General features: G+C 71.3%; 19 protein-coding genes and 1 tRNA gene. 12 read left to right on the top strand and 8 right to left on the bottom strand.

Annotation, left to right across the window (positions count from 1 at the left end; all coding sequences use genetic code 11):
• Positions 1-77: 77 nt before the first annotated feature.
• Together cmk and der are read left to right on the top strand one after the other, a co-directional pair.
• Positions 78-794, top strand: coding sequence for a (d)CMP kinase (cmk, locus tag ABT095_RS25445; RefSeq protein WP_350531806.1), 717 nt, complete (start codon positions 78-80; stop codon positions 792-794).
• A gap of 98 nt (positions 795-892) precedes the next feature.
• Positions 893-2,347 carry a ribosome biogenesis GTPase Der gene (der, locus tag ABT095_RS25450; protein WP_350531807.1) on the top strand — a complete coding sequence of 485 codons (1,455 nt, stop codon included), beginning with the start codon at positions 893-895 and terminating at the stop codon, positions 2,345-2,347.
• A 69-nt stretch (positions 2,348-2,416) separates the two neighbouring features.
• Here der and ABT095_RS25455 read toward each other — a convergent pair whose 3' ends face one another.
• Complete coding sequence (locus ABT095_RS25455; RefSeq protein ID WP_350531853.1) at positions 2,417-2,995, bottom strand: hypothetical protein; 579 nt, start codon at positions 2,993-2,995, stop codon at positions 2,417-2,419.
• Positions 2,996-3,115: 120 nt separating this feature from the next.
• Complete coding sequence (locus ABT095_RS25460) at positions 3,116-4,009, bottom strand: DUF8842 C-terminal domain-containing protein (protein WP_502884999.1); 894 nt, start codon at positions 4,007-4,009, stop codon at positions 3,116-3,118.
• Between the two features lie 563 nt (positions 4,010-4,572).
• On the opposite strand from ABT095_RS25460, the gene ABT095_RS25465 reads away from it, so the two are divergent.
• Both ABT095_RS25465 and ABT095_RS25470 read left to right on the top strand, forming a co-directional pair.
• Complete coding sequence (locus ABT095_RS25465) at positions 4,573-5,334, top strand: LysM peptidoglycan-binding domain-containing protein (protein ID WP_350531808.1); 762 nt, start codon at positions 4,573-4,575, stop codon at positions 5,332-5,334.
• A gap of 104 nt (positions 5,335-5,438) precedes the next feature.
• Positions 5,439-5,774, top strand: a complete 336-nt coding sequence (locus tag ABT095_RS25470) for a transglycosylase family protein (protein WP_350531809.1) — start codon at positions 5,439-5,441, stop codon at positions 5,772-5,774.
• A 131-nt stretch (positions 5,775-5,905) separates the two neighbouring features.
• Here ABT095_RS25470 and ABT095_RS25475 read toward each other — a convergent pair whose 3' ends face one another.
• Entirely contained in the window at positions 5,906-6,712 is an 807-nt protein-coding gene (locus ABT095_RS25475; RefSeq protein ID WP_350531810.1) for an MBL fold metallo-hydrolase, read from the bottom strand.
• Between the two features lie 152 nt (positions 6,713-6,864).
• Here ABT095_RS25475 and ABT095_RS25480 point away from each other — a divergent pair, with 152 nt between their 5' ends.
• The 5 genes from ABT095_RS25480 to ABT095_RS25500 all read left to right on the top strand — a co-directional run bounded on the left by ABT095_RS25480 (position 6,865) and on the right by ABT095_RS25500 (position 11,068).
• Positions 6,865-7,557: an alpha-ketoglutarate-dependent dioxygenase AlkB family protein gene (locus ABT095_RS25480; protein WP_350531811.1), complete on the top strand. Its 693-nt coding sequence runs from the start codon at positions 6,865-6,867 to the stop codon at positions 7,555-7,557.
• Positions 7,558-7,632: 75 nt separating this feature from the next.
• The gene (locus ABT095_RS25485; protein WP_350531812.1) at positions 7,633-8,493 is read left to right on the top strand and encodes an acyl-CoA thioesterase; all 861 of its coding nucleotides are present in this window, start codon (positions 7,633-7,635) and stop codon (positions 8,491-8,493) included.
• 95 nt (positions 8,494-8,588) lie between these two features.
• Entirely contained in the window at positions 8,589-9,410 is an 822-nt protein-coding gene (locus ABT095_RS25490; protein ID WP_350531813.1) for a DUF1684 domain-containing protein, read from the top strand.
• Positions 9,411-9,471: 61 nt separating this feature from the next.
• Positions 9,472-10,836, top strand: coding sequence for an MFS transporter (locus ABT095_RS25495; protein WP_502885000.1), 1,365 nt, complete (start codon positions 9,472-9,474; stop codon positions 10,834-10,836).
• A 158-nt stretch (positions 10,837-10,994) separates the two neighbouring features.
• Positions 10,995-11,068: transfer RNA gene (locus tag ABT095_RS25500), tRNA-Pro, on the top strand.
• A 64-nt stretch (positions 11,069-11,132) separates the two neighbouring features.
• Here the strand turns inward: ABT095_RS25500 and ABT095_RS25505 are convergent.
• From ABT095_RS25505 to ABT095_RS25520, 4 genes are all read right to left on the bottom strand, one after another.
• On the bottom strand, positions 11,133-12,488 hold the full coding sequence (locus ABT095_RS25505; protein WP_350531814.1) for a tyrosine-type recombinase/integrase: 1,356 nt from the start codon (positions 12,486-12,488) through the stop codon (positions 11,133-11,135).
• 179 nt (positions 12,489-12,667) lie between these two features.
• The gene (locus ABT095_RS25510) at positions 12,668-13,816 is read right to left on the bottom strand and encodes a hypothetical protein (RefSeq protein ID WP_350531815.1); all 1,149 of its coding nucleotides are present in this window, start codon (positions 13,814-13,816) and stop codon (positions 12,668-12,670) included.
• Between the two features lie 649 nt (positions 13,817-14,465).
• A complete protein-coding gene (locus ABT095_RS25515; protein ID WP_350531850.1) occupies positions 14,466-14,867 on the bottom strand; it encodes a YunG family protein in 402 nt (133 codons plus the stop codon).
• Between the two features lie 184 nt (positions 14,868-15,051).
• Positions 15,052-15,201 (bottom strand): hypothetical protein, encoded by a 150-nt coding sequence (locus tag ABT095_RS25520; RefSeq protein WP_350531816.1) that lies wholly within the window; start codon positions 15,199-15,201, stop codon positions 15,052-15,054.
• Positions 15,202-15,418: 217 nt separating this feature from the next.
• Here ABT095_RS25520 and ABT095_RS25525 point away from each other — a divergent pair, with 217 nt between their 5' ends.
• From ABT095_RS25525 to ABT095_RS25535, 3 genes are all read left to right on the top strand, one after another.
• On the top strand, positions 15,419-16,312 hold the full coding sequence (locus ABT095_RS25525) for a hypothetical protein (protein WP_350531817.1): 894 nt from the start codon (positions 15,419-15,421) through the stop codon (positions 16,310-16,312).
• A 107-nt stretch (positions 16,313-16,419) separates the two neighbouring features.
• Complete coding sequence (locus tag ABT095_RS25530) at positions 16,420-16,995, top strand: class F sortase (RefSeq protein WP_350531818.1); 576 nt, start codon at positions 16,420-16,422, stop codon at positions 16,993-16,995.
• Between the two features lie 39 nt (positions 16,996-17,034).
• A complete protein-coding gene (locus ABT095_RS25535) occupies positions 17,035-17,532 on the top strand; it encodes a hypothetical protein (protein ID WP_350531819.1) in 498 nt (165 codons plus the stop codon).
• Between the two features lie 85 nt (positions 17,533-17,617).
• Here ABT095_RS25535 and ABT095_RS25540 read toward each other — a convergent pair whose 3' ends face one another.
• Positions 17,618-19,129 (bottom strand): peptide MFS transporter, encoded by a 1,512-nt coding sequence (locus tag ABT095_RS25540; protein WP_350531820.1) that lies wholly within the window; start codon positions 19,127-19,129, stop codon positions 17,618-17,620.
• Positions 19,130-19,264 lie beyond the last annotated feature (135 nt).

A 19,264-nucleotide genomic window follows, 5' to 3' on the forward strand; every position in this document is an offset into this window, starting at 1 on the left:
GTCGACTAACCTTGGGGTAGTTGCCCCGTGGTCTGCCTTCGGCATGCCCGCTGTCTGTATGGAGAAAGGTTCGCACCGTGGAAACTGCCGACCGAGCCCACGCCCCGGTCGTCGTCGCCATCGACGGACCCTCCGGCTCCGGTAAGTCGACGGTCTCGCGGGCCGTCGCCGCCGAGCTGGGCCTCAGCTTCCTGGACACCGGCGCGATGTACCGGGCGATGACCTGGTGGATGCTGGCCAACGAGATCGACGTCACCGACGCCGACGCCGTGGCCCTCGCCTGCGGCAAGCCGGTGATCGTCTCGGGCACCGACGCCGCCGGGCCGACCATCACCGTCGACGGCCAGGACGTCTCCGGCCCGATCCGCGGCCAGGAGGTCACCTCGCAGGTGAGCGCCGTCGCGGCGGTGCCGCAGGTCCGGGCCCGGCTGGTCGAGCTGCAGCGCGGCTGCGCCGAGGTCGCCGAGCGGGGCATCGTCGCCGAGGGCCGGGACATGGGCAGCGTGGTCTTCCCGGACGCCACCGTGAAGATCTTCCTCACCGCCTCCGAGACCGCCCGCGCCGAGCGCCGGGCCGCCGAGCTGCGCGCCAAGGGCCTGGACGAGGCGACCATCACCGCGATGGCCGCCGACCTCGCCCGCCGCGACGCCGCCGACTCCTCCCGCGAGACCGCGCCGCTCACCCAGGCGCCCGACGCCGTGCTGGTCGACACCAGCGCCCTGACCCTGGAGCAGGTGATCGACCGGATCACCGCCCTCGTCGAGGAGAAGGCCGCCAGCCTCTCGGCGGCCTGAGTTTTTCCAGACCTCTGCACCACCTCGCGCTGCCCCCTGCTGGGCAGGTACGCACGGCACACCCCTGGGAAGGGCTGCGCCGGGAATAGGAAACACGAATGACCAACGAGACCACCGCCGCCCCGTACGGCGAGCTCGACCCCACCGAGTACGCCGAGTTCATGGCGATGGCCGCCGAGGAGGGTTTCGACCCCGAGGACCTGGCCGGCCTGGACGTGCCCGAGGGCCCGCTGCCGGTGCTGGCCGTCGTCGGCCGGCCCAACGTCGGCAAGTCGACCCTGGTGAACCGCATCATCGGCCGCCGCGAGGCGGTCGTCGAGGACAAGCCGGGCGTCACCCGCGACCGCGTCCAGTACGAGGCGATGTGGAACGGCCGCCGCTTCAAGCTGCTCGACACCGGCGGCTGGGAGATCGACGTGCTCGGCATCGACGCCATGGTGGCGGCGCAGGCCGAGCTCGGCATCCAGGAGGCCGACGCCGTCCTGTTCGTGGTGGACGCCACGGTCGGCGCCACCGACACCGACGAGGCGCTGATCAAGGTCATCCGCCGGGCCGGCAAGCCCGTGGTGCTCTGCGCCAACAAGGTCGACGGCCCCTCCACCGAGGCCGACGCCGCCATGCTCTGGTCGCTCGGCCTCGGCGAGCCGTACCCCGTCTCGGCCCTGCACGGCCGTGGCTCCGGTGACCTGCTCGACGCCGTGCTCGCCGCGATGCCCGAGGCGCCCCCGCAGACCTTCGGCGGCATGGCCGAGGGCGGCCCGCGCCGGGTCGCGCTGATCGGCCGCCCGAACGTCGGCAAGTCCAGCCTGCTCAACAAGGTCGCCGGCGAGGAGCGGGTGGTCGTCAACGAGCTGGCCGGCACCACCCGTGACCCGGTCGACGAGATGATCACGCTCGGCGGCAAGGTCTGGAAGTTCGTCGACACCGCCGGCATCCGCCGCCGCGTGCACCTGACCGCCGGCGCCGACTTCTACGCCTCGCTGCGCACCTCCGCCGCCCTGGAGAAGGCCGAGGTCGCCGTCGTCCTGATCGACGCCAGCGAGACCCTGGCCGAGCAGGACACCCGGATCATCAGCATGGCCGTCGAGGCCGGCCGCGCCGTCGTGATCGCGTACAACAAGTGGGACCAGCTGGACGAGGAGCGCCGCTACTACCTGGAGCGCGAGATCGAGCAGGATCTCGTCCAGGTGCAGTGGGCTCCCCGGGTCAACGTCTCGGCGCTGACCGGCCGCCACATGGAGAAGCTCGTCCCGGCGATCGAGACCGCGCTGGAGGGCTGGGAGACCCGCATCTCCACCGCCCGTCTGAACGCCTTCCTCGGCGAGCTGGTGGCCTCCCACCCGCACCCCGTCCGCGGTGGCAAGCAGCCGCGCATCCTGTTCGGCACCCAGGCGGGCACCAAGCCGCCGCGCTTCGTGCTGTTCGCCTCGGGCTTCCTCGAGGCGGGCTACCGCCGTTACGTCGAGCGCCGCCTGCGCGAGGAGTTCGGATTCGTCGGGACGCCGATCTCGATCTCGGTGCGGGTGCGCGAGAAGCGCAGCCGTAAGAAGTAAGAGGTATGGCAGAGGGGCGTGCGGCCGGTGGCCGTGCGCCCCTCTGCTGTGTGCTGCTTCTGTGGGTCGTCAGCCCTGGCCGGGGACGCGTCCGGCCGGGAGGGAGAGCATGCCGCCGCGGTGCCGCCCGGCCGTCGGGGCGGGGGCGTGCTGGGCGGCGGGGGCGAGGTAGCCCGAGGCGACCCAGCCCTGGCCGTTGGAGTGCTGGGCCGGCGGGGCGGGGGTGGGCATGTACTGCGGGGTGCCCTGGGCGTGGCCCGGGTAGGTGTGGAAGCTCTGGTGCTGCGGGTAACCCGGCTGGTCCCGGGTCAGGTACGGCTCCGGGGCGTAGCCGGTGGTGAAGGGGGCGCGCGGGGCGTACTGCTCGAGCGCGTGCGGGTGCCCGGTCATGGGCTCCGGCAGCTGGGGCTCGGCGCGGGTGTGGTCCGGGCGGTGGTCACGGACGGCGAAGCCGGTGAAGCGGAGGTCCTCCTCGCCCGTCCGGTCGCCCGGGAGGGCGCGGAACAGGCGGCGGTACTCGGAGTAGAGGTTGTCGTAGATCGGGGTGGCGGAGGAGGGGTGCTCCGCGTCGTACGACGGGCGCATGCCGGGGATGGCCCGGCTCATGGTGGAGGGGCGGTGGGCTGCGGCGACGTCGTAGCTGTACACGTAGGAGCCAACGAGCGAGACGGGCGGGGGATGCGGGCCCGGGGCGGAGCGGCGTATGCCGGTGGTCCGTGCCGCCCCGGGGTGCTCAGCTGCGGCTCTTCGGGTGCGTACCGGCCCGGCTCAGGTGCCGGCCAGCGGGAGCGCGGCGGCGACCAGCAGGCCCTGGCCGGCCGCGCGGTCGAGGGCCAGCCGGAGCAGGTCCTCCCGGGGCTGGCGGCCGATGGTGCCGGAGGGGGCCGCGTAGACCATCACCGTGTTGTGCCGGCGGGCGATCGCGCGCCAGTTGTCGGTGACCTGGAGCGGCTGGTGCGCCTGCCACCAGGCGGCGCTGCCGCGCGCGCCGGGGTGCAGGATCGCGTGCAGCTGGCCCATCGCGAGCAGCACCGACCAGCCCGGCATGGGGGCCGGGTTCGCGTCCACCGAGGGGACGGGCTGGAAGCCGTGGTCACCGAGCAGGGAGAGGAACTGGTCCTCGCCGGAGAGGTCGCCCGGCCGCCCGACCGGGCCGGTGGGCTCGACCACCAGGGCCGCGTACTGGTTGCCCTCGCGCAGCACCAGGCCGCAGGTGATGCCGAGGATCGCGGGCTGGCCGGCCGGGGGTGCGGCGGGTGGGGCGCTCTCAACCGCGGGGGCGGGCGCTGGGGCGGCTGCGGCTGCGGGGGCCTGGGCCTGGGCGGGTACGGCGGTGGGGGCTGCGGCTGGGGCTGGGGCTGGGGCTGCGGTCGCGGCCGGGGGCTGGGACTGGCTGATGCTGCGGACGGCGCCCTGGAGCTGCTCCTCCGCGACTGGGACCACCTGGGAGGGGATGCAGCGGGCGTGCGCGAAGGCCAGCACGGCCGTCTCGTCGCCCACGAAGAGCACCGTGCTGGTGGCCTCCCGGGTGGAGTCGCCGCTCGCGCGGCAGGAGGTGCAGTCGTAGGTGTCGGGCGCGTGGGCACCGGCGAGCAGGCGGTCGGCCTCGTCGTCGCCGATCTCGGCACGGACCTCGTCGCTCACGTCGAGCATGCGCGGCACGGGTACTCCCTCGGGTTCGTCAGTTTGTGGCTGGGGGCGCGCCCGGCCGCCACTACCAACGGGCCGCTGTGGCTGGGGTCACGGGTGGGCTCGGCCAAGTCGGGAATTGCCACAAAACTGACTGCGATCCGTGAACGACTGGTCGCAATATGTCGACACTGTGCCCGAGCTCACAGGGGCCGGAGAGTGGCCCAGGTCATATCCGGACAGGGTTTGATCATGGAAATGAGTGTCAAAACGGACAATTCACCCAGATTTACTTGATCTATACCGTCGGTAACGCCGTGCTGAGCTGGGAGAACCCGAAACTGTTTGGCGCTGGGTTCCCAGGCTCGTAGCTTCTAAACCAGTGCAACGAGCACTTCCCGGGTTCACCCCCAGGAGCGCCGCCCACCGGTCCACCGGTGCGGAAGGCGCCCACCGCTTGCGAGCGGCGGAGGGTGGCCGGGGCGGCGCGGCACGTCGGACACGTGCACGGCCGCCTTGCGGACGCGGTGAGCGAGATCGGGCCCCTTCGAGGGTCTGGTTCCGCATGCCCGCCCGGGGCTGTCGAGAGGAACCTCATGACCTTCCGTAACGAGACCGCCGCTGCCACCACCACCGCCCCGAAGCGCAACCGCCTGCGGATGGCCGTCATGGGCGGCGTCATCGCCGCACTGCCGGTGGCCGGCCTCGTCACGGCCACCTCGGCCTCGGCCGCCTCCGTCTCCACCTGGGACGCCGTCGCCCAGTGCGAGAGCACCGGTGACTGGAGCATCAACACCGGCAACGGCTTCTACGGCGGCCTGCAGTTCACCTCCAGCACCTGGGCCGCGTACGGCGGCACCCAGTACGCCGCGCAGGCGAACCAGGCCACCAAGGCGCAGCAGATCTCCGTCGCCGAGAAGGTGCTGGCCGACCAGGGCCCCGGCGCCTGGCCCGTCTGCTCCGTCAAGGCCGGCCTGACCCGTGGCGGCGCCGCCGCCCAGGTCGACACCTCCAGCACCTCGGGTTCCAGCACCAAGGCCGCGCCGAAGACCGACTCCTCGGCCGCCTCCCGTGGCACCGAGCGCCAGGCTCTGAACACCCCGAAGGCTGCTGCCCCGAAGGCCGCTGCCCCGAAGGCCGCCGACGCCCCGGCCCAGAAGCCCGCCAAGAAGGCCCCGGCCACCCCGGCCCCGGCCAAGCCGACCAACGGTGGCACCTACACCGTCAAGAGCGGCGACACCCTGAGCGGCATCGCCGCCACCAAGGGCATCGACTGGAAGACCCTCTACGCCAACAACACCGGCGTGGTGGGCGGCAACCCGGACCTGATCTTCCCGGGCCAGGTCCTCTCCGTCTGAGGCCGCCCTGCCTGACGCACGCCGTCGTCACCCCCGTGCGGGGTGGCGGCGGCGCTGTGCTGTTCCGGGGTGCCGGTGAGTGGCGGCTGTGCCTTCATGGGGTCATGCGACCGCTACTCGTGGTGTCCCTGCCGCTGCTCTCCCTCTTCGCGCTGGCGCCGTCCGGCGCACCTCCGGCCGCCCCCGCCCCCGACTCGGTGTGGCAGCGGCTGGCCGACTGCGAGAGCGACGGCGACTGGCACGCCGACACCGGCAACGGCTACTACGGCGGCCTCCAGATCTGGCCCCCGACCTGGCGCGAAGCGGGTGGCCTGCGCTACGCCGACCGCCCGGACCGCGCGCCGAGGCGCCAGCAGATAGCCGTCGCGGAGGAGATCCGCCGACGGCAGGGGTGGGCCGCCTGGGCGGGCTGCGCCCGGGACCTCGGGCTGATCCACTAGCGCCTGCCGGGGCAGGCGGCGTCCCGTCCCGTCTCGTCCCGTCAGGCCAGGCCTGGTCGGCTCGGCTCGGCTCGGGTCAGGCCAGGTCGGCTCGGCTCGGCTCGGGTCAGGCCAGGCCAGGTCGGCTCGGGTCAGGGCTGGGGCTGCGGGACCGGCATGGCGGCCCTGGCGCCGAGTTCGGCGGCGAGGACCAGGCCGGCATCGGGGTAGCGGGCCCGGAGTTTGGTGACGGCGGTGGCCGGGTCGGGGGCGATGCTGATCTCGGTCTCGAAGGCGCGGAGGTAGTCGGCGGTGTGGTCGATGGCGGTGCGGTCGGTGGGGGCGCCGGTGGTGCGGTGGCCGGCGATCACCACGGCGGGGTCGAGGGCGGCCATGCCGTCGAGGAGGTCGATCCAGGCGGCGCGCTGGGCCGGGGCCGGGGTGTCGGCCGTCCAGACGTGCAGGCCCTCGAAGAGGAGGACCCCGCCGAACAGGATCCGCTGGCGGTGCTCCCAGAGGTAGTGCCGGTCGGGGAGGTGGAAGTCGGTGCCGCGCAGCTCGAGGCGGTGGCCCTCGAACTCGAGCGCGTCGCCGTCCAGCGGCTCCGGCCGGACCAGCCGGGTGGGCAGTTCGGAGCCCAGCTTGGCCCAGGTGCGGCGCTTCTCCTCGAAGGTCTCCTCGATGTGCGCCACGGTGGTGGGCGCGGCGAGGAACCGGGCCCGGGGGAAGGCCTCCTTGATGCTCTCCGACCCGAAGTAGAAGTCCGGGTCGCCGTGGCTGACGAACACCGTGGTGAGCGGCCGCCCGGTGGCCTCGGCCGCCTCGGCGAGCCGGTGTCCGTCCGAGCGGGTGAAGCCGGTGTCGACCAGCAGGGTCTCGTGCTGGCCGACCACCAGCACGGCGCTCTTGTAGAGCGAGGCGGCGGGGAAGTCGATGATCTCGTACGTCAGGGGCTTCACGGCCGGCGCTCCTCGGGTGTGCGGGGCTCGGGTCTGCGGGTGGGCTGCTCCCAGCCTGGTGCGCGGGGGATCCGGCTGCACCCGCTGCCCGGCCCGGCCTGCGCCGAACGGGCTTCGCGGCGGGCTGGGAGGATGGGGGCATGGACGGGCTGATGCCGGAACCCTTGTTCGGGGAGCCGACCCGGGAGAGGGTCGAGCCGGCCCCGGGCGCGGTGCTGCTGCCCGGGTGGCTGGGGCCCGAGGAGCAGCGGGAACTGGTGGCCGCCTGCCGTGAGTGGGCCCGGCCCCCGGCCGGGATGCGGACGGTGCGGATGCCGACCGGCGGAGTCATGTCGGTGCGCACGGTCTGCCTGGGCTGGCACTGGTACCCGTACGGCTACGCCCGCACGGTGGTGGACGGTGACGGCGCTCCGGTGAAGCCCTTCCCGCCCGCCCTCTGCACGCTGGCCCGGCGGGCGCTGGCCGACGCGTACGGGGACTCGTTGGCGGCGGTGGCCGGAGCGGCGGCGTACCGGCCCGACGTCGCGGTGGTGAACCACTACCCGCACGGCGCCAAGATGGGCCTGCACCGGGACAAGGAGGAGCGGCTGGACGCCCCGGTGGTCTCGCTCTCGGTGGGCGACAGCTGCGTGTTCCGGCTGGGCAACACCGATACCAGGACCAGGCCGTGGACGGATCTCGAGCTGCGCAGCGGGGACTTGCTGGTGTTCGGCGGCCCGGCCCGGTTCGCGTACCACGGGGTGGTGCGGACGCTGCCGGGGACGGCCGATCCGGCGCTCGGGTTGGTGGGCCGGTTGAACGTCACGGTGCGGCAGTCGGGGCTCTCCGACGGGCCGTCGAGGTGACGGTGTCGGAGGGCACTCGCCGGGAATTCCGATGCGACGATCAGACTTCTGGATAAACGACAGAGGGAGCGCGCCATGGGTACACCCGTCGACCAACTCGTCGACCTCCTCGACCTGGAGCAGATCGAGCTGAACATCTTCCGGGGCCGCAGCCCCGAGGAGTCGCTCCAGCGGACCTTCGGCGGGCAGGTCGCCGGCCAGGCCCTGGTCGCGGCGGGGCGCACCGTCGACGCCGGCCGCCCCGTGCACTCCCTGCACTCCTACTTCCTGCGCCCCGGCATGCCGGGCGTGCCGATCGTCTACCAGGTCGACCGGATCCGCGACGGCCGCTCCTTCACCACCCGCCGGGTGCTCGGCATCCAGGAGGGCCGCAGCATCTTCGCCCTCACCGCCGACTTCCACCTCCCCGAGCAGGGCGGCATCGAGCACCAGGACCCGATGCCCGACGTGCCCCAGCCCGAGGACCTGCCGAGCGCGCTCGACGAGGTCGGCTCCAAGCTCGGCGAGCTGCCGCCGTTCATCAGCCGTCGCCAGCCCTTCGACATCCGCTACGTCGACCGGCTGAAGTGGACCAAGGAGGAGCTGGTGGACGTGCAGCCGCGCAGCGGCGTCTGGCTGCGCACCAACGGCGCCCTGCCGGACGATCCGCTGATCCACGTCTGCGCCCTCACCTACGCGAGCGACATGACGCTGCTCGACTCCGTGCGCGCGCCCGTCGAGCCGCTCTGGGGGCGGCGCAACTTCGACATGGCCTCGCTCGACCACGCGATGTGGTTCCACCGGCCGTTCCGGGCCGACGACTGGCTGCTGTACCAGCAGACCTCGCCGATCGCGCACGCCGCGCGCGGCCTGGCCCGCGGCGAGATCTACGACCGGAGCGGCCAGCTGGTCGTCTCCGTGGTGCAGGAGGGTCTGTTCCGCCCGCTCGGGGGCTGAGTTCCGTCGGCTCGGGGACTGAGTTCCGTTGGCTCGCACGGAGCTCGCACGGAGCTCGCACGGAGCTCGCACGAAGCTCGCACGAAGGGGAAGCGATGAACGCGGCAGAGGAATGGCAGCACTGGACGGAGGCCAGGACGGCCCGGGTGAGCGCGCCGCACGGGCCGCTCTCGCTCACCGGCACGTACTGGTTGGGGCCCGAGCCCGCCGAGCTGCCCGGCTTGCCCGGGCTCTGGTGGGCCGCGGACGGGGTGGTCCGGGTGCGGCCGGACTCGTTCGAGGGCATGGGCGCCCTGGGCGGGCCGGGCGAGGTCGGCGGCCTGCGGATCAAGGGCGCCGAGGGCGGCCCGATCGACGGCGAGCGGGCGCTGCGGCCCGACACCGACCCGGCGCCGCAGCTGGCCGAGTACGGGGACGTGCTGCTCGTCCCGATCGAGCGCGAGGGCGAGCTGGCCCTGCGGGTCTTCGACCCGGCCGCGCCGAACCGGACGGCCTTCGCCGGGATCACCGTCTACCCGTACGCGCCGGAGTGGGCCCTGCCGGCCGTCTTCACCCCGTTCGAGGGCGAGCGGGACCTTCTCGTGCCCAACGCCGACGGTCGCGAGCGCCCGCTCACCGTCTCCGGCGAACTGGCCTTCTCGGTCGCGGGCGAGCCGCACACGCTGACCGTCAGCGGCTCCGCCGGCGAGGGCCTGAGCGGGGTGATCGCCGACGCCACCAGCGGCCAGGAGACCTACCGCTTCCGCTTCGTCAGCCTGCCCGAACCGGACTCGGCGGGCCGCACCGTCCTCGACCTCAACCGGGCGTACCTGCCGCCGTGCGCCTTCGCCGACCACTTCGTCTGCCCGTTCCCGCCGCCGGGCAACCGGCTGAGCGTGGCCGTGGAGGCGGGGGAGAAGCAGGTGCTGTCGCGGTAGGTCGCACTCTGGGCGGACCCGGTGAAGAGGGGGAGACGTGGGTCGTCGAGCATGGTCTGTCGTGTCGACAAACAAACCTTCCAGTTCTGCTGCTGCTTCTGCTTCGTCTTCATCTGCCGCTGCCGCTGCCGCTGATCAGCTCGGTCCGGTCGACGAGCCGTCGGCCGGCCGTCGTTGGGGGCGGCTGGTCCGGGGCGCCTTCGCCGATCTGAGCCCGCTGCGCGAGATACCCGACTACCGCCGGGTCTGGTTCGGCCAGACCGTCTCCTCGGTGGGCCAGCAGATGACAGCCGTCGCCGTCTCGGTCCAGGTGTACGCGCTGACCGGCTCCAGCTTCGCCACCGGGCTGGTCGGCCTCTTCTCGCTCGTCCCGCTGGTCGCCTTCGGCCTGTACGGCGGCGCGGTCGCCGACCGGGTCGACCGGCGGCTGCTCGGCCTGATCGGCTCCGCCGGGCTCGCGGTGGTCTCGGCCGTGCTCGCCCTCCAGGCCCTGACCGATTTCGGGTCCGTCGCCCTGCTGTACGCGGCGGTGGCCGTCCAGGCGGCCTTCTTCGCGCTCAGCTCGCCCGCGCGGTCATCGATGATCCCCCGTCTGGTGCCGACCCGTCAGCTCCCGGCCGCCAACGCCCTGAACACCGTCAGCATGAACCTCGGCATGACGGTCGGGCCGATGTTTGGCGGCGTGCTGATCGGCGCGTACGGCGCCCAGGCGGCGTACCTGGTGGACACCGTCGCCTTCGCGGCCACCATCTACGCGATGTGGCGGCTGCCGGCGCTGCGGCCGGGGGACGGTACCGCCGGGGCACCCAAGCGGCGGGCTTCCGTCCTGGACGGGCTGAGGTTCCTGCGGGAGCAGCCGAACCTGCGGGCCAGCTTCCTGGCGGACCTGGCGGCGATGATCTTCGGCCTGCCGCGGGCGCTCTTCCCCGCGATCGCGGTCGGCTTCTACGGGGGCGGAGCCGGGACGGTCGGCCTGCTGGTCGCGGCCCCGGCGGTGGGGGCGCTGCTGGGGGCGCTGTTCTCCGGGTGGGTGTCGCGGATCCGCCGGCACGGGGTGGCGATCCTCTCCTCGGTCGCCGCGTGGGGGCTCTCCATCGCGGCATTCGGGCTGGTGCGGGAGCTCTGGCTGGGCCTCGCCCTGCTCGCCGCCGCCGGCTGCGCCGACACCATCAGCATGATCTTCCGGAACACGATGATGCAGGTGGCCGCGCCCGACGAGATGCGCGGCCGGCTCCAGGGCATCTTCATCGTGGTCGTCGCCGGTGGCCCCCGCCTCGGCGACTTCGAGTCCGGCACCGTGGCCGCCCTCACCTCCCCGGCCGTCTCCGTCGTCACCGGCGGCCTGGCCTGCGTCGCCGCCGTCCTCCTCCTCGCCGCCCGCCGCCCGGCCTTCCTCCGCTACGACGCCCACCACCCCACCCCCTGACCTGCGGCGGCTCGCCCGCGCCCCCTCCTCGATACCTGTGTGCGAGCACCCCTTTCGGTGCTGTATTGTTTTCCACGTCGCCGAGAGATCGGGGACAAGGTCGAGAAGCAGAAACACCGGAGCCCCCCAGGCTGTGAGGGTGTGGAAGCGCGAGACCACGGGACGTGGCGCAGCTTGGTAGCGCACTTGACTGGGGGTCAAGGGGTCGCAGGTTCAAATCCTGTCGTCCCGACTGTGAAGTCGCTTGTGAGAGCCGGTACTTGGGAAACCAGGTGCCGGCTCTTCTTGTTGTTGCGTCAGCTGGTGGTCGCACGGTGGTCACCGGGCCACTTCGGCCAGGACGTCGATGGTTCGCCTGTTCGGGTCTGCTGGTAGGCGGGCAGGTGCCGGTGCGGGCGGGGGTGCTGGCGCCAGGGGCGGTGGACGCGGCAGACGGGGTGTCCGAGGAGGGCGCGGTCGGCGTTGTCGAGGGTCCAGGCGACGGCGTCGACGGCCGCGCGGGCGGCGAGGCGGGTGAGGTCGGCGTAGATGTTCGCGCTGGTCGACAGGGTGCGGTGGCGCAGGGTCTTGGAGATGACGGGCAGGGGGACGCCGGCGGCCAGGGCGAAGCTGGTCATGAGGTGGCGCAGGTCGTGGAGGGCGATGCGGGGGACGCCGGCCTTGTCGCAGAGCAGGTGGAAGTGGTCGAGGACGTGCTTGGGGTGGAGGGGGCGGCCGTGGCGGTGGAAGACGTAGCCGCCGCTGCCGGTGATGTCCCCGAAGGTACGGGTGCCGGCCCGGTCCTCGAGCGCTGAGGCGACGCGCTCGGACAGGGCGACCCACATGCGGCTGCCCTTGGTCTTCGGGGTGGTGAGGACGATCTGGTTGTTGTCGACGGCGGAGAGGGTGGCGCGGACGAAGAACACGCCGTCTTCGAGGTCGACGTCGTTCCAGCACAGGGCGAGTGCCTCGCCCTTGCGGATGCCGGAGCCGATCATGACTTCGGCGAGGTCGGCGTAGAGGGGGTCGGTGAGGTGGGTGAAGCGCAGGAAGCGGGCGGCCTGCTCCTCGGTCCACAGGCGCCTGGGGGCTGAGGCGGGGCGGGCAAGAAGCGGGGGTTTGGCGGGGTTGCGGGCGAGGCGGCCGTCGTGGACGGCGCTGCTGAGGGCGCTGGAGAGGGTGGACATGATCCGGTGGACGGTGACCTTGCCGCGGCCTGCGCGGAGTTGGGCGGTGACGTAGGCGGTGAGGTGCTGGCGGGTGAGGTCGATCAACGGGAGGGTGCCGAGGGCGGGGATGAGGTCCTGTTCGACGTAGGCGCGGTAGCGGGCCATGGTGGTGGGCTTGAGACGCAGCTCCTTCTCCTCGAGCCAGTCGCGCAGGTATTCGGCGGTGCGCTGCCTGGGGTCGGTGATGACGCACAGGGCCAGTCCCTCGTTGAAGCGGCGCAGGGCGGTGCGGGCTTCGAGTTCGTCGGGGAAGCCGGCCCTGCGGATGGTGCGGCGGTGGCTGTCGGGGGAGGGGCCGTCGACGGCGAAGGCCCAGGTGCCGTGGTGCGGGTCGGCCGCGAGGCGGGGGCAGTGGGTGCCGAGCTGGCGCCGGTCGGTGTCGCGGCAGCCGCAGCGCCGGTAGACCCGGCCGCGGTCGAAGTTGGGGGTGGGTGAGCAGCGCATGGTGATCGCCTCGGAGGGTCGAGCGCGCAGAGTCCTGCCTTCCCATTCTGCGCCCGGGAAGCGACCACTGTGCGACCACCGGCCCACGAATTCGGTGTCTGACCTGCGGGTCTCCCTTGGCCAGTGCTCAAGGGAGACCCGGCTGGGGGCGGGCCCGGCCGTGCTGCCGGGCCGGACGGTCAGATGAGCCGGGCGTGGTGCTGGGCGGCGGTGTCGCGGACGAGTTGGGCGAAGCGTTCGCGGTTGCGCCTCTGGTGTTCCTCGGCCTGTTCGTCGTCCCAGTTCTCGGCGTTGCCGAGGTCTTCGTCCTCGTCGAGGTCGTCGTGCTCGCTGTGGAGGAGCCAGCAGCCGTGGATGCCGGTGAGGAGGTCTTCGAGGAGGTCGCGTGCGGGGCGCCTGGGGTCGAGCGGGGTCAGGCGCAGGGCGATGTCTTCGAGGTCGGGGCCGTCCTCGTCGGTGTAGTCGGCGAGGGTGTCTTCGAGGTCTTCGAGTTGTTCGCGCAGGGCGGTGGGGTCGGGGAGCAGGCCGTCGGTGATGTGCATGGCGTGGCGGACGAGTCCGGTGACGGCCTCGTGCGGGGAGGCGCCGTCCTCGAGGAGGCCGAGGACGAGGGTGGGGGTTTCGTGGGGGAGGGCTTCGATGTTGTCGGCTTCGAGGACGACGTGGGTGGGGTGTTCGCCGGAGGCTTCGGCGGCGACCTCGGCCGCTGCGGCGAGCCAGTGGGCCGCGGCGACGGCGGCTGCGGTGGGGTCGACGGCCAGGAAGAGTTCGGCGGGGCCGAAGGGGTCCTGCTGCAGCAGGTGGTCGGCGGCCGCGACCTGGACGGGGGAAGCGTCCTCGCGGCTGAGGAGAACGGCCTGTTGGGCACGGCCGGTGAGGTCGCCGAGCTCCGCACTCTCCACGGCGGCGAGCTCGGTGGCGGCCTCGGCGAGGACGGCCTTCGTGAGGTCCGGGTCGTCGAGGTTGTGCAGGGCGCGCCCGACCCGGTTGGCGAACTCGGTAACGCGGCTGTAGGAGACGGTCATCGCGCCGCCGCTCGGCAGATTCGGCCCGGTGATCGCGTCGGCGACCTCGGCGAAGGCCTTGCGTTCCTCCTCGCGTTGCCAGCCCTCGGAGTTGGGCTCCAGCGACGGGGCAGCGCTCGCGGGGTGGGTGTAGGTGCGCCACGCTGCGTCGGACAGCTGGGTGAGGGCGCGGGCCAGACCCAGCAGCGTGGACGTGCCCGCGTCGTCGGGGAGGACCGTGACCCGGGTGGCGAGGTCACCCTCGCCGGTGCCCCAGGAGGCGATCAACTCACGTCGGTGAAGGTCGACGCTGTACCGCGTCATGGGCTGTACCTCCGGTGGTATTGCTTTGCGCTGCATGGCTGTTCGCCATTCTGACTCACCGGCAGGCCTCTGGGGCGTTGCGGCTGAGGGCCTCCTTCGTTTGGTTTACCTGTGGCGGCCGCTGAGCGGGAGGGTGGGTAGCCTGCGGTTGGCTGGTGCCAAGCGGGCGACTGTGGGCTGCTGTGACAGTGACGGCGACCTGAACGGGGAGGCATCCTTTCGGCCAGGACGACGGTTGCTTGAGCTCGGCCGGTGAGGTTGCCGAGCTCTGTGCCGAGGTCCCTACGGCATGTGCCTTGGTGTCGGCGCTGCGGCTGCGGCGGAGCGGGTGGGCGAGGGGGCATGGAAGCGGCGCGGGGCGGGGTAGGAGGCCGGGGCGTCGAGGCCGAGGTGGTCGGGCACCCGGGTGAGCAGGTAGACGAAGGTGCGGAAGAGGATGTCCCAGAACCGGCGGCTGGCTGCGGCCCGAGGGCTCGGCGGGCGAGGTGCGAGCGATGCTCGTGGGCGCGCCGCTCGACGAAGGGCTCCACCGGAGGAGATCACGCGAGGAGCTCGGGAGCCCCGGCCGCTCAGGGACCCCTACGCGTAGCCGTGGCGCCCGCGGCGAAACCTGTGAAGCTGCCTTAAGCAGTTCCTGAGCCTTGCCGCGTCAGATGGAGGGCCCTGGCAGATGACCGAGATGCTCTTTGATGCGCTCGCGCAGGAGAAGATATTCGTCCCAGCGACGGGGCAGTGGGCCCGGCGGGCGCTCAACGACACGGGCCTCGGTCACGGTCTGTCCATGCTGGAACTGCTCGTACGTCAGGTCGAGTTCAACGCCGCTGGCCAGCCGGTTCCACCAGTGAAAGCCGTGCTGGTCCTCGTCGAGGTGTACCTCCCCGACCATGAGGTCACCGCCGAAGATGTCATTGACGATCAAGGCTGTGATGTCGCAGTGGCCCCAGGCCGGGTTGCCGGGCTGCCAGTCGGCCTGGTTGTCAGGCGAGCAAGTGTCGGCGGCCCAACTGCGACGCAGAGCCTTGTCGAGGGCGAGCAGGTTCCAACGGATCATGTTGCCAGCATGGCAGCTGCTACTGACGCCGGAGACGGTGAAGCTCACCGGATGGTGATCTCCCAGGTGTCCCTGACCTGAGGTTTCCACGACGTTGGCACCGCTACTCGACCACTCGGATTGGGGCGGCTCAGATCTCACGCCGGTGCAGTGCGCTGCGATCTTGCCTCGTCTCACGCAGATCTCAGTGATGGCGCAGCACCCGGGCGATCTCGTCCGGCAGCGTCGCATCGAGGTCGTGAGCCAACTCGTAGTCGTCCTGTAGGTCTGCATCGAGAAGGACGCGTACCTGATCTTCGGCTGAGCGCCAGTTGCAGCCGGCCTCCTTGGCCAATGGCTGTACGGGACAGCCCTTAATGGCTGCGGCTCGGTCGCAAATGGCCCCTTCAAGAATGCACTTTCGGCCGTGTCGCACACAACGAAAGCGCACCTGTGAGCCGAGAGAATCCCTTTCAAGGGCCTAGACGGTCAAAGCCCGCGCCATCGGCCGGAGTTCTGAGTGCCGGTGACGAAGTAGATCCATGGTGAGAGGTATTCGAAGCCTCATGCGTATGAGTATCCGCTCCGCTGCTGTCGTGGCAGGCGTCGTAACTGCCGTGTCCTTCCCCGTCGGTAGCGCCTTCGCGGAGGCCGCCGGCACGGCTCCGGTGATCCTGGCCAGCTCCGGGCATTCGTCAGCCGGCAAGCAGGCGGAGCAGCTCAAGTCGGAGGCGCAGTCGCTGCCCGACGGCTACAAGGCGGCTGTGGTCGAGCTGACCTTCGATGGCGGGCGGACCAAGGACTACCGGGCACAGATCACCCGGCACGAGTCCGACGAGGCACTGCTCAAGCTGTGGACGCCCGACAACCTCCAGGGCCGGTACGGAAAGTACGTGTTCACGCTGTCCACCGACGGCAAGGTGACCGCCCAGAAGAACCTGCAGAGCACGGAGGCCCTGACCAGCGGCTACCAGGCGGACCACTACGACATCTATGGCGCCGACGACAAGGTGGTGGGTCACGAGACGGAGATCAGCCTTGAGGGCCTTGGCACGGTGCTGACGCTGACCGCGGAGAACCCGACGGGCAAGCACGGCTTGCACTCTTTCGCCATGTCCGCCGACGGCACGGTGACCGCAACGGAGGACGAAGGTGGCGACGGCCCGTCGCCGTCCCCGTCCCCGAGTAGCGGCGGCGGCGCGTCCCCGGCCCCCAGTGCTGGTGCCAGCACTGCCACCACCCCGCCCGCCGGCGGGAACGGCAACGCTGGCATGACCCCGGCCCCTACCCACGACACCAGGGGCAATTCCCACACGCCCGTCGTCCCGAAGGGCGGTGTCAGGGCGGGCGCCGAAGGTGTCGGCTCTTCGGACGACTACGGCCTGGCCGCGTTCGGGGGCGGCGCTGCGGCTGCAGCGGCGGGCCTCGGGTTCACGGTGGCGCGCAAGCGTCGCGTCGAGTCCTGATTTCTGATTCATCGGCCGTCGGGTGCGCTGAGCGCCCGGCGGCCGACGCGTACCCGCCTGGAGTCTTCACAATGACGAACAGCCTTTCACTGCAACGCACTTGTATCGTGGCAAGCGCCTTCCTGGCCGCTGGTCTCCTAGCTGGCTGCGGCGGCGAGCCTGAGCTGCCCCCGGCCCCGAAGGTGGTCAGCACCACCGCCGCCCCAGCCCCGAACACGGCCCAGCCGCTGCCGAAGTCCCGTCCGGTCGGCCTGAAGATCGACGCGGCGGGCGTGGACGCGAAGAAGGTGGTCGACCTCAGGGTCGAGCCCTCGGGTGAACTCGGCGTCCCGAACCCGGACACGGACGCGGCCAGCCCGGGTTGGTGGGCCGACGGTGTTACCCCCGGCGAGATCGGGCCTGCCGTTCTGGTTGCGCACTTCGACACCAGGCACGGCCCGGCCCTGATGAAGGACGTCAAGAAGATCAAGCTGGGCGACACCGTCGAGGTGCCCCGCGAGGACGGCCGGACCGCGAAGTTCAAGGTCCGTGAGATCGAGAACGTCAACAAGAAGGACTTCCCCACGGGTCGGGTCTACGGCGAGACCACGCGCCCCGAACTCCGCCTGCTGACCTGCGGTGGTGACCTCAAGAACGGCCACCGCACCAACAACATCATCTTCTACGCCGATCTCGAGTCGTAGAGGTCTCGCCCGGCCGGTTCGACAGTCAGAGAGAGTCCCATGTTCAAGTCCTCCGTGCGGGGCGCTGCAGTCGTCGCCGTAGCCCTGAGTGCGCTGTGCGTCTCGTGCGGCACGTCCCCGAGCGCCGACAAGGCGGCGGCCGGCGTGGCCGCCACGAGCTCGACCGGTGCACCGGGTGTGCCTCGAGAGTCCTTGTCCGTTCCGGTGGCTGGTTCCACATCCGTGACGGCATCGGCAGAGAAGGTCCGCGACGCGTTCGCCGGACTTCAGGCGACCCTGTCCGGCTCCTGCACGGACGGCTGCACCTACTTCCTCGGGCGGGTCCACCACGAGCTTCAGCGCCTCGGCCTGGCCATGGGGGCAGGCCCGAAAGGCCCGGACCATTTCCGCAAGCCGATCGGCCTGATCGACAGGCTCGACGCGGCGCTGGGAGGCGACCGGTCCTTCTACAGCCTGAACAAGCATCAGGCCCTGCTCATCGGTGCTCGAGACGAGATCAACACCTGGTTGCAGGGCCATCCCGAGGATTACCGCTGACGTAGCCCACGCGGGAGTGGCCGGTGGCCGGTGCGGAAGTCCGCACCGGCCACCGGCCGTTGTCCTGCGCCGCTGAGCGGGGGTGTCAGTGCACGTCGCCCATCAGCTTGATGATCTTCTTGCGGTACATCACCAGTGCTGTTCCGGCAGTGACCGCCGCGATGCCCTGGGCGGCGAAGTACCCGACGCTGCCGGTGGCGTCGCCCACAATCAACTGCAGGACTGCCGCCACGCAGTTGCCCGCGGTGACCGCGAGGAACCAGACACCCATCATCTGGCCGGCGTACTTGGCCGGTGCCAGCTTGGTGGTGACGGACAGGCCGACGGGGGAGAGTGCCAGCTCGCCGACGGTCTGCACCAGGTAGACGGTGGCCAGCCAGAGCGGGCTCACCTTGTCCCCGCCCACGGCAGCGGCCATCGCCATCATCATCACCATGAACGAGGCACCGACCATCAGCAGGCCGATGGCGAACTTCGTCGTGGTGCTGGGGTTGCTACCCCGGCGGGCCAGCCAGACCCAGAGCCACGCGAAGACGGGGGCCAGCGCCATGATGTACAGCGGGTTCAGTGCCTGGAACCAGCTCGACGGGAAGTCGAGGCCGAACAGCGTCGAGGCGGTGTTGGTGCCTGCGAAGATGTTCAGGGTCGAGCTGGACTGGTCGTAGATCATCCAGAACCCGGCCGCGGCTACGAAGAACCAGCCGAAGCCGCTCATCCTGGACTGCTCGGCAGGGCTGAGGTCCTTGTCCTTCTTCAGCCGCACGAAGTAGAGCACCGGGATCGCGATGCCGGCGACCGACAGTGGCCAGATCACCCAGCTGATGGTGAAGCGTCCGGCGGCGACCACGATGCCGTAGAAGACCGCTGCGGCTCCGAGCCAGAGCAGCGCCTTGGTCAGCACGGCCCTCTTCTCGGCCGGGGTGATCGGCGAGCAGACCACGTTGCTGGTGGGGCTGAGGTGGCGGGTGCCGAGGAGGTACTGGACCAGGCCGAGTGCCATGCCGAGGCCGGCGAGGGCGAAGCCCAGGTGCCAGTCGACTGTCTGGCCGATGGTGCCGATCACCAGCGGCGCGGCGAAGGCACCGAGGTTGATGCCCATGTAGAAGATCGTGAAGCCGCCGTCGCGGCGCGGGTCGTTGGGCCCGTCGTAGAGGTGGCCGACCATGGTCGAGATGTTGGCCTTCAGCAGGCCGGAGCCGACCGCGATGAGGAGCAGGCCGACGAAGAAGCAGCCGGTCGCGGGAAGAGCGAGCAGGAAGTGGCCGGTCATGATGACGAAGCCGCCGACGGCCACTGTCTTGTGCGGCCCCCAGAACCGGTCCGCGATCCAGCCGCCGGGCAGGGCGGTGAGGTAGACCATCGCGTTGTACACGCTGACGACCGCGGCACCGACGGCGGCCGAGAAGGCGAGCCCGCCTTGCTCGGCGGACGCGACCAGGTAGAGCACGAGAAGAGCTCGCATGCCGTAGAAGCTGAACCGCTCCCACATCTCCGTCACGAAGAGAGTGGCGAGGCCTCGGGGATGCCCGAAGAAGGTCTTGCCGCCGGAACGGGAGACCGGCTCGAGGTCGGAATCCGTGGTGGTGGGTGACGCCATTGCTGTGTTTCCTTGCCTACTGGCTGGGACGCGCCGCCGCGCCGAAACCGTGCGGTGGCGGGCAGGTCCGAGCGCCGCGGGGTCCAACTCGCTGCTCGGGCAGGGGGACCTCCGCGGTGCACGACACGGGGACGT

The organism is Kitasatospora sp. NPDC002227, from assembly GCF_040296285.1.
GTDB lineage: Bacteria > Actinomycetota > Actinomycetes > Streptomycetales > Streptomycetaceae > Kitasatospora.

Excerpts from the sequence above, each read along its gene's own strand:
- der (WP_350531807.1), top strand. The coding sequence starts at position 893 with ATGACCAACGAGACCACCGCCGCCCCGTACGGCGAGCTCGACCCCACC.
- ABT095_RS25465 (WP_350531808.1), top strand. The coding sequence starts at position 4,573 with ATGACCTTCCGTAACGAGACCGCCGCTGCCACCACCACCGCCCCGAAG.
- ABT095_RS25470 (WP_350531809.1), top strand. The coding sequence starts at position 5,439 with ATGCGACCGCTACTCGTGGTGTCCCTGCCGCTGCTCTCCCTCTTCGCG.
- ABT095_RS25480 (WP_350531811.1), top strand. The coding sequence starts at position 6,865 with ATGCCGGAACCCTTGTTCGGGGAGCCGACCCGGGAGAGGGTCGAGCCG.
- ABT095_RS25485 (WP_350531812.1), top strand. The coding sequence starts at position 7,633 with ATGGGTACACCCGTCGACCAACTCGTCGACCTCCTCGACCTGGAGCAG.
- ABT095_RS25490 (WP_350531813.1), top strand. The coding sequence starts at position 8,589 with ATGAACGCGGCAGAGGAATGGCAGCACTGGACGGAGGCCAGGACGGCC.
- ABT095_RS25505 (WP_350531814.1), bottom strand. The coding sequence starts at position 12,488 with ATGCGCTGCTCACCCACCCCCAACTTCGACCGCGGCCGGGTCTACCGG.
- ABT095_RS25510 (WP_350531815.1), bottom strand. The coding sequence starts at position 13,816 with ATGACGCGGTACAGCGTCGACCTTCACCGACGTGAGTTGATCGCCTCC.
- ABT095_RS25515 (WP_350531850.1), bottom strand. The coding sequence starts at position 14,867 with ATGATCCGTTGGAACCTGCTCGCCCTCGACAAGGCTCTGCGTCGCAGT.
- ABT095_RS25525 (WP_350531817.1), top strand. The coding sequence starts at position 15,419 with ATGAGTATCCGCTCCGCTGCTGTCGTGGCAGGCGTCGTAACTGCCGTG.
- ABT095_RS25535 (WP_350531819.1), top strand. The coding sequence starts at position 17,035 with ATGTTCAAGTCCTCCGTGCGGGGCGCTGCAGTCGTCGCCGTAGCCCTG.
- ABT095_RS25540 (WP_350531820.1), bottom strand. The coding sequence starts at position 19,129 with ATGGCGTCACCCACCACCACGGATTCCGACCTCGAGCCGGTCTCCCGT.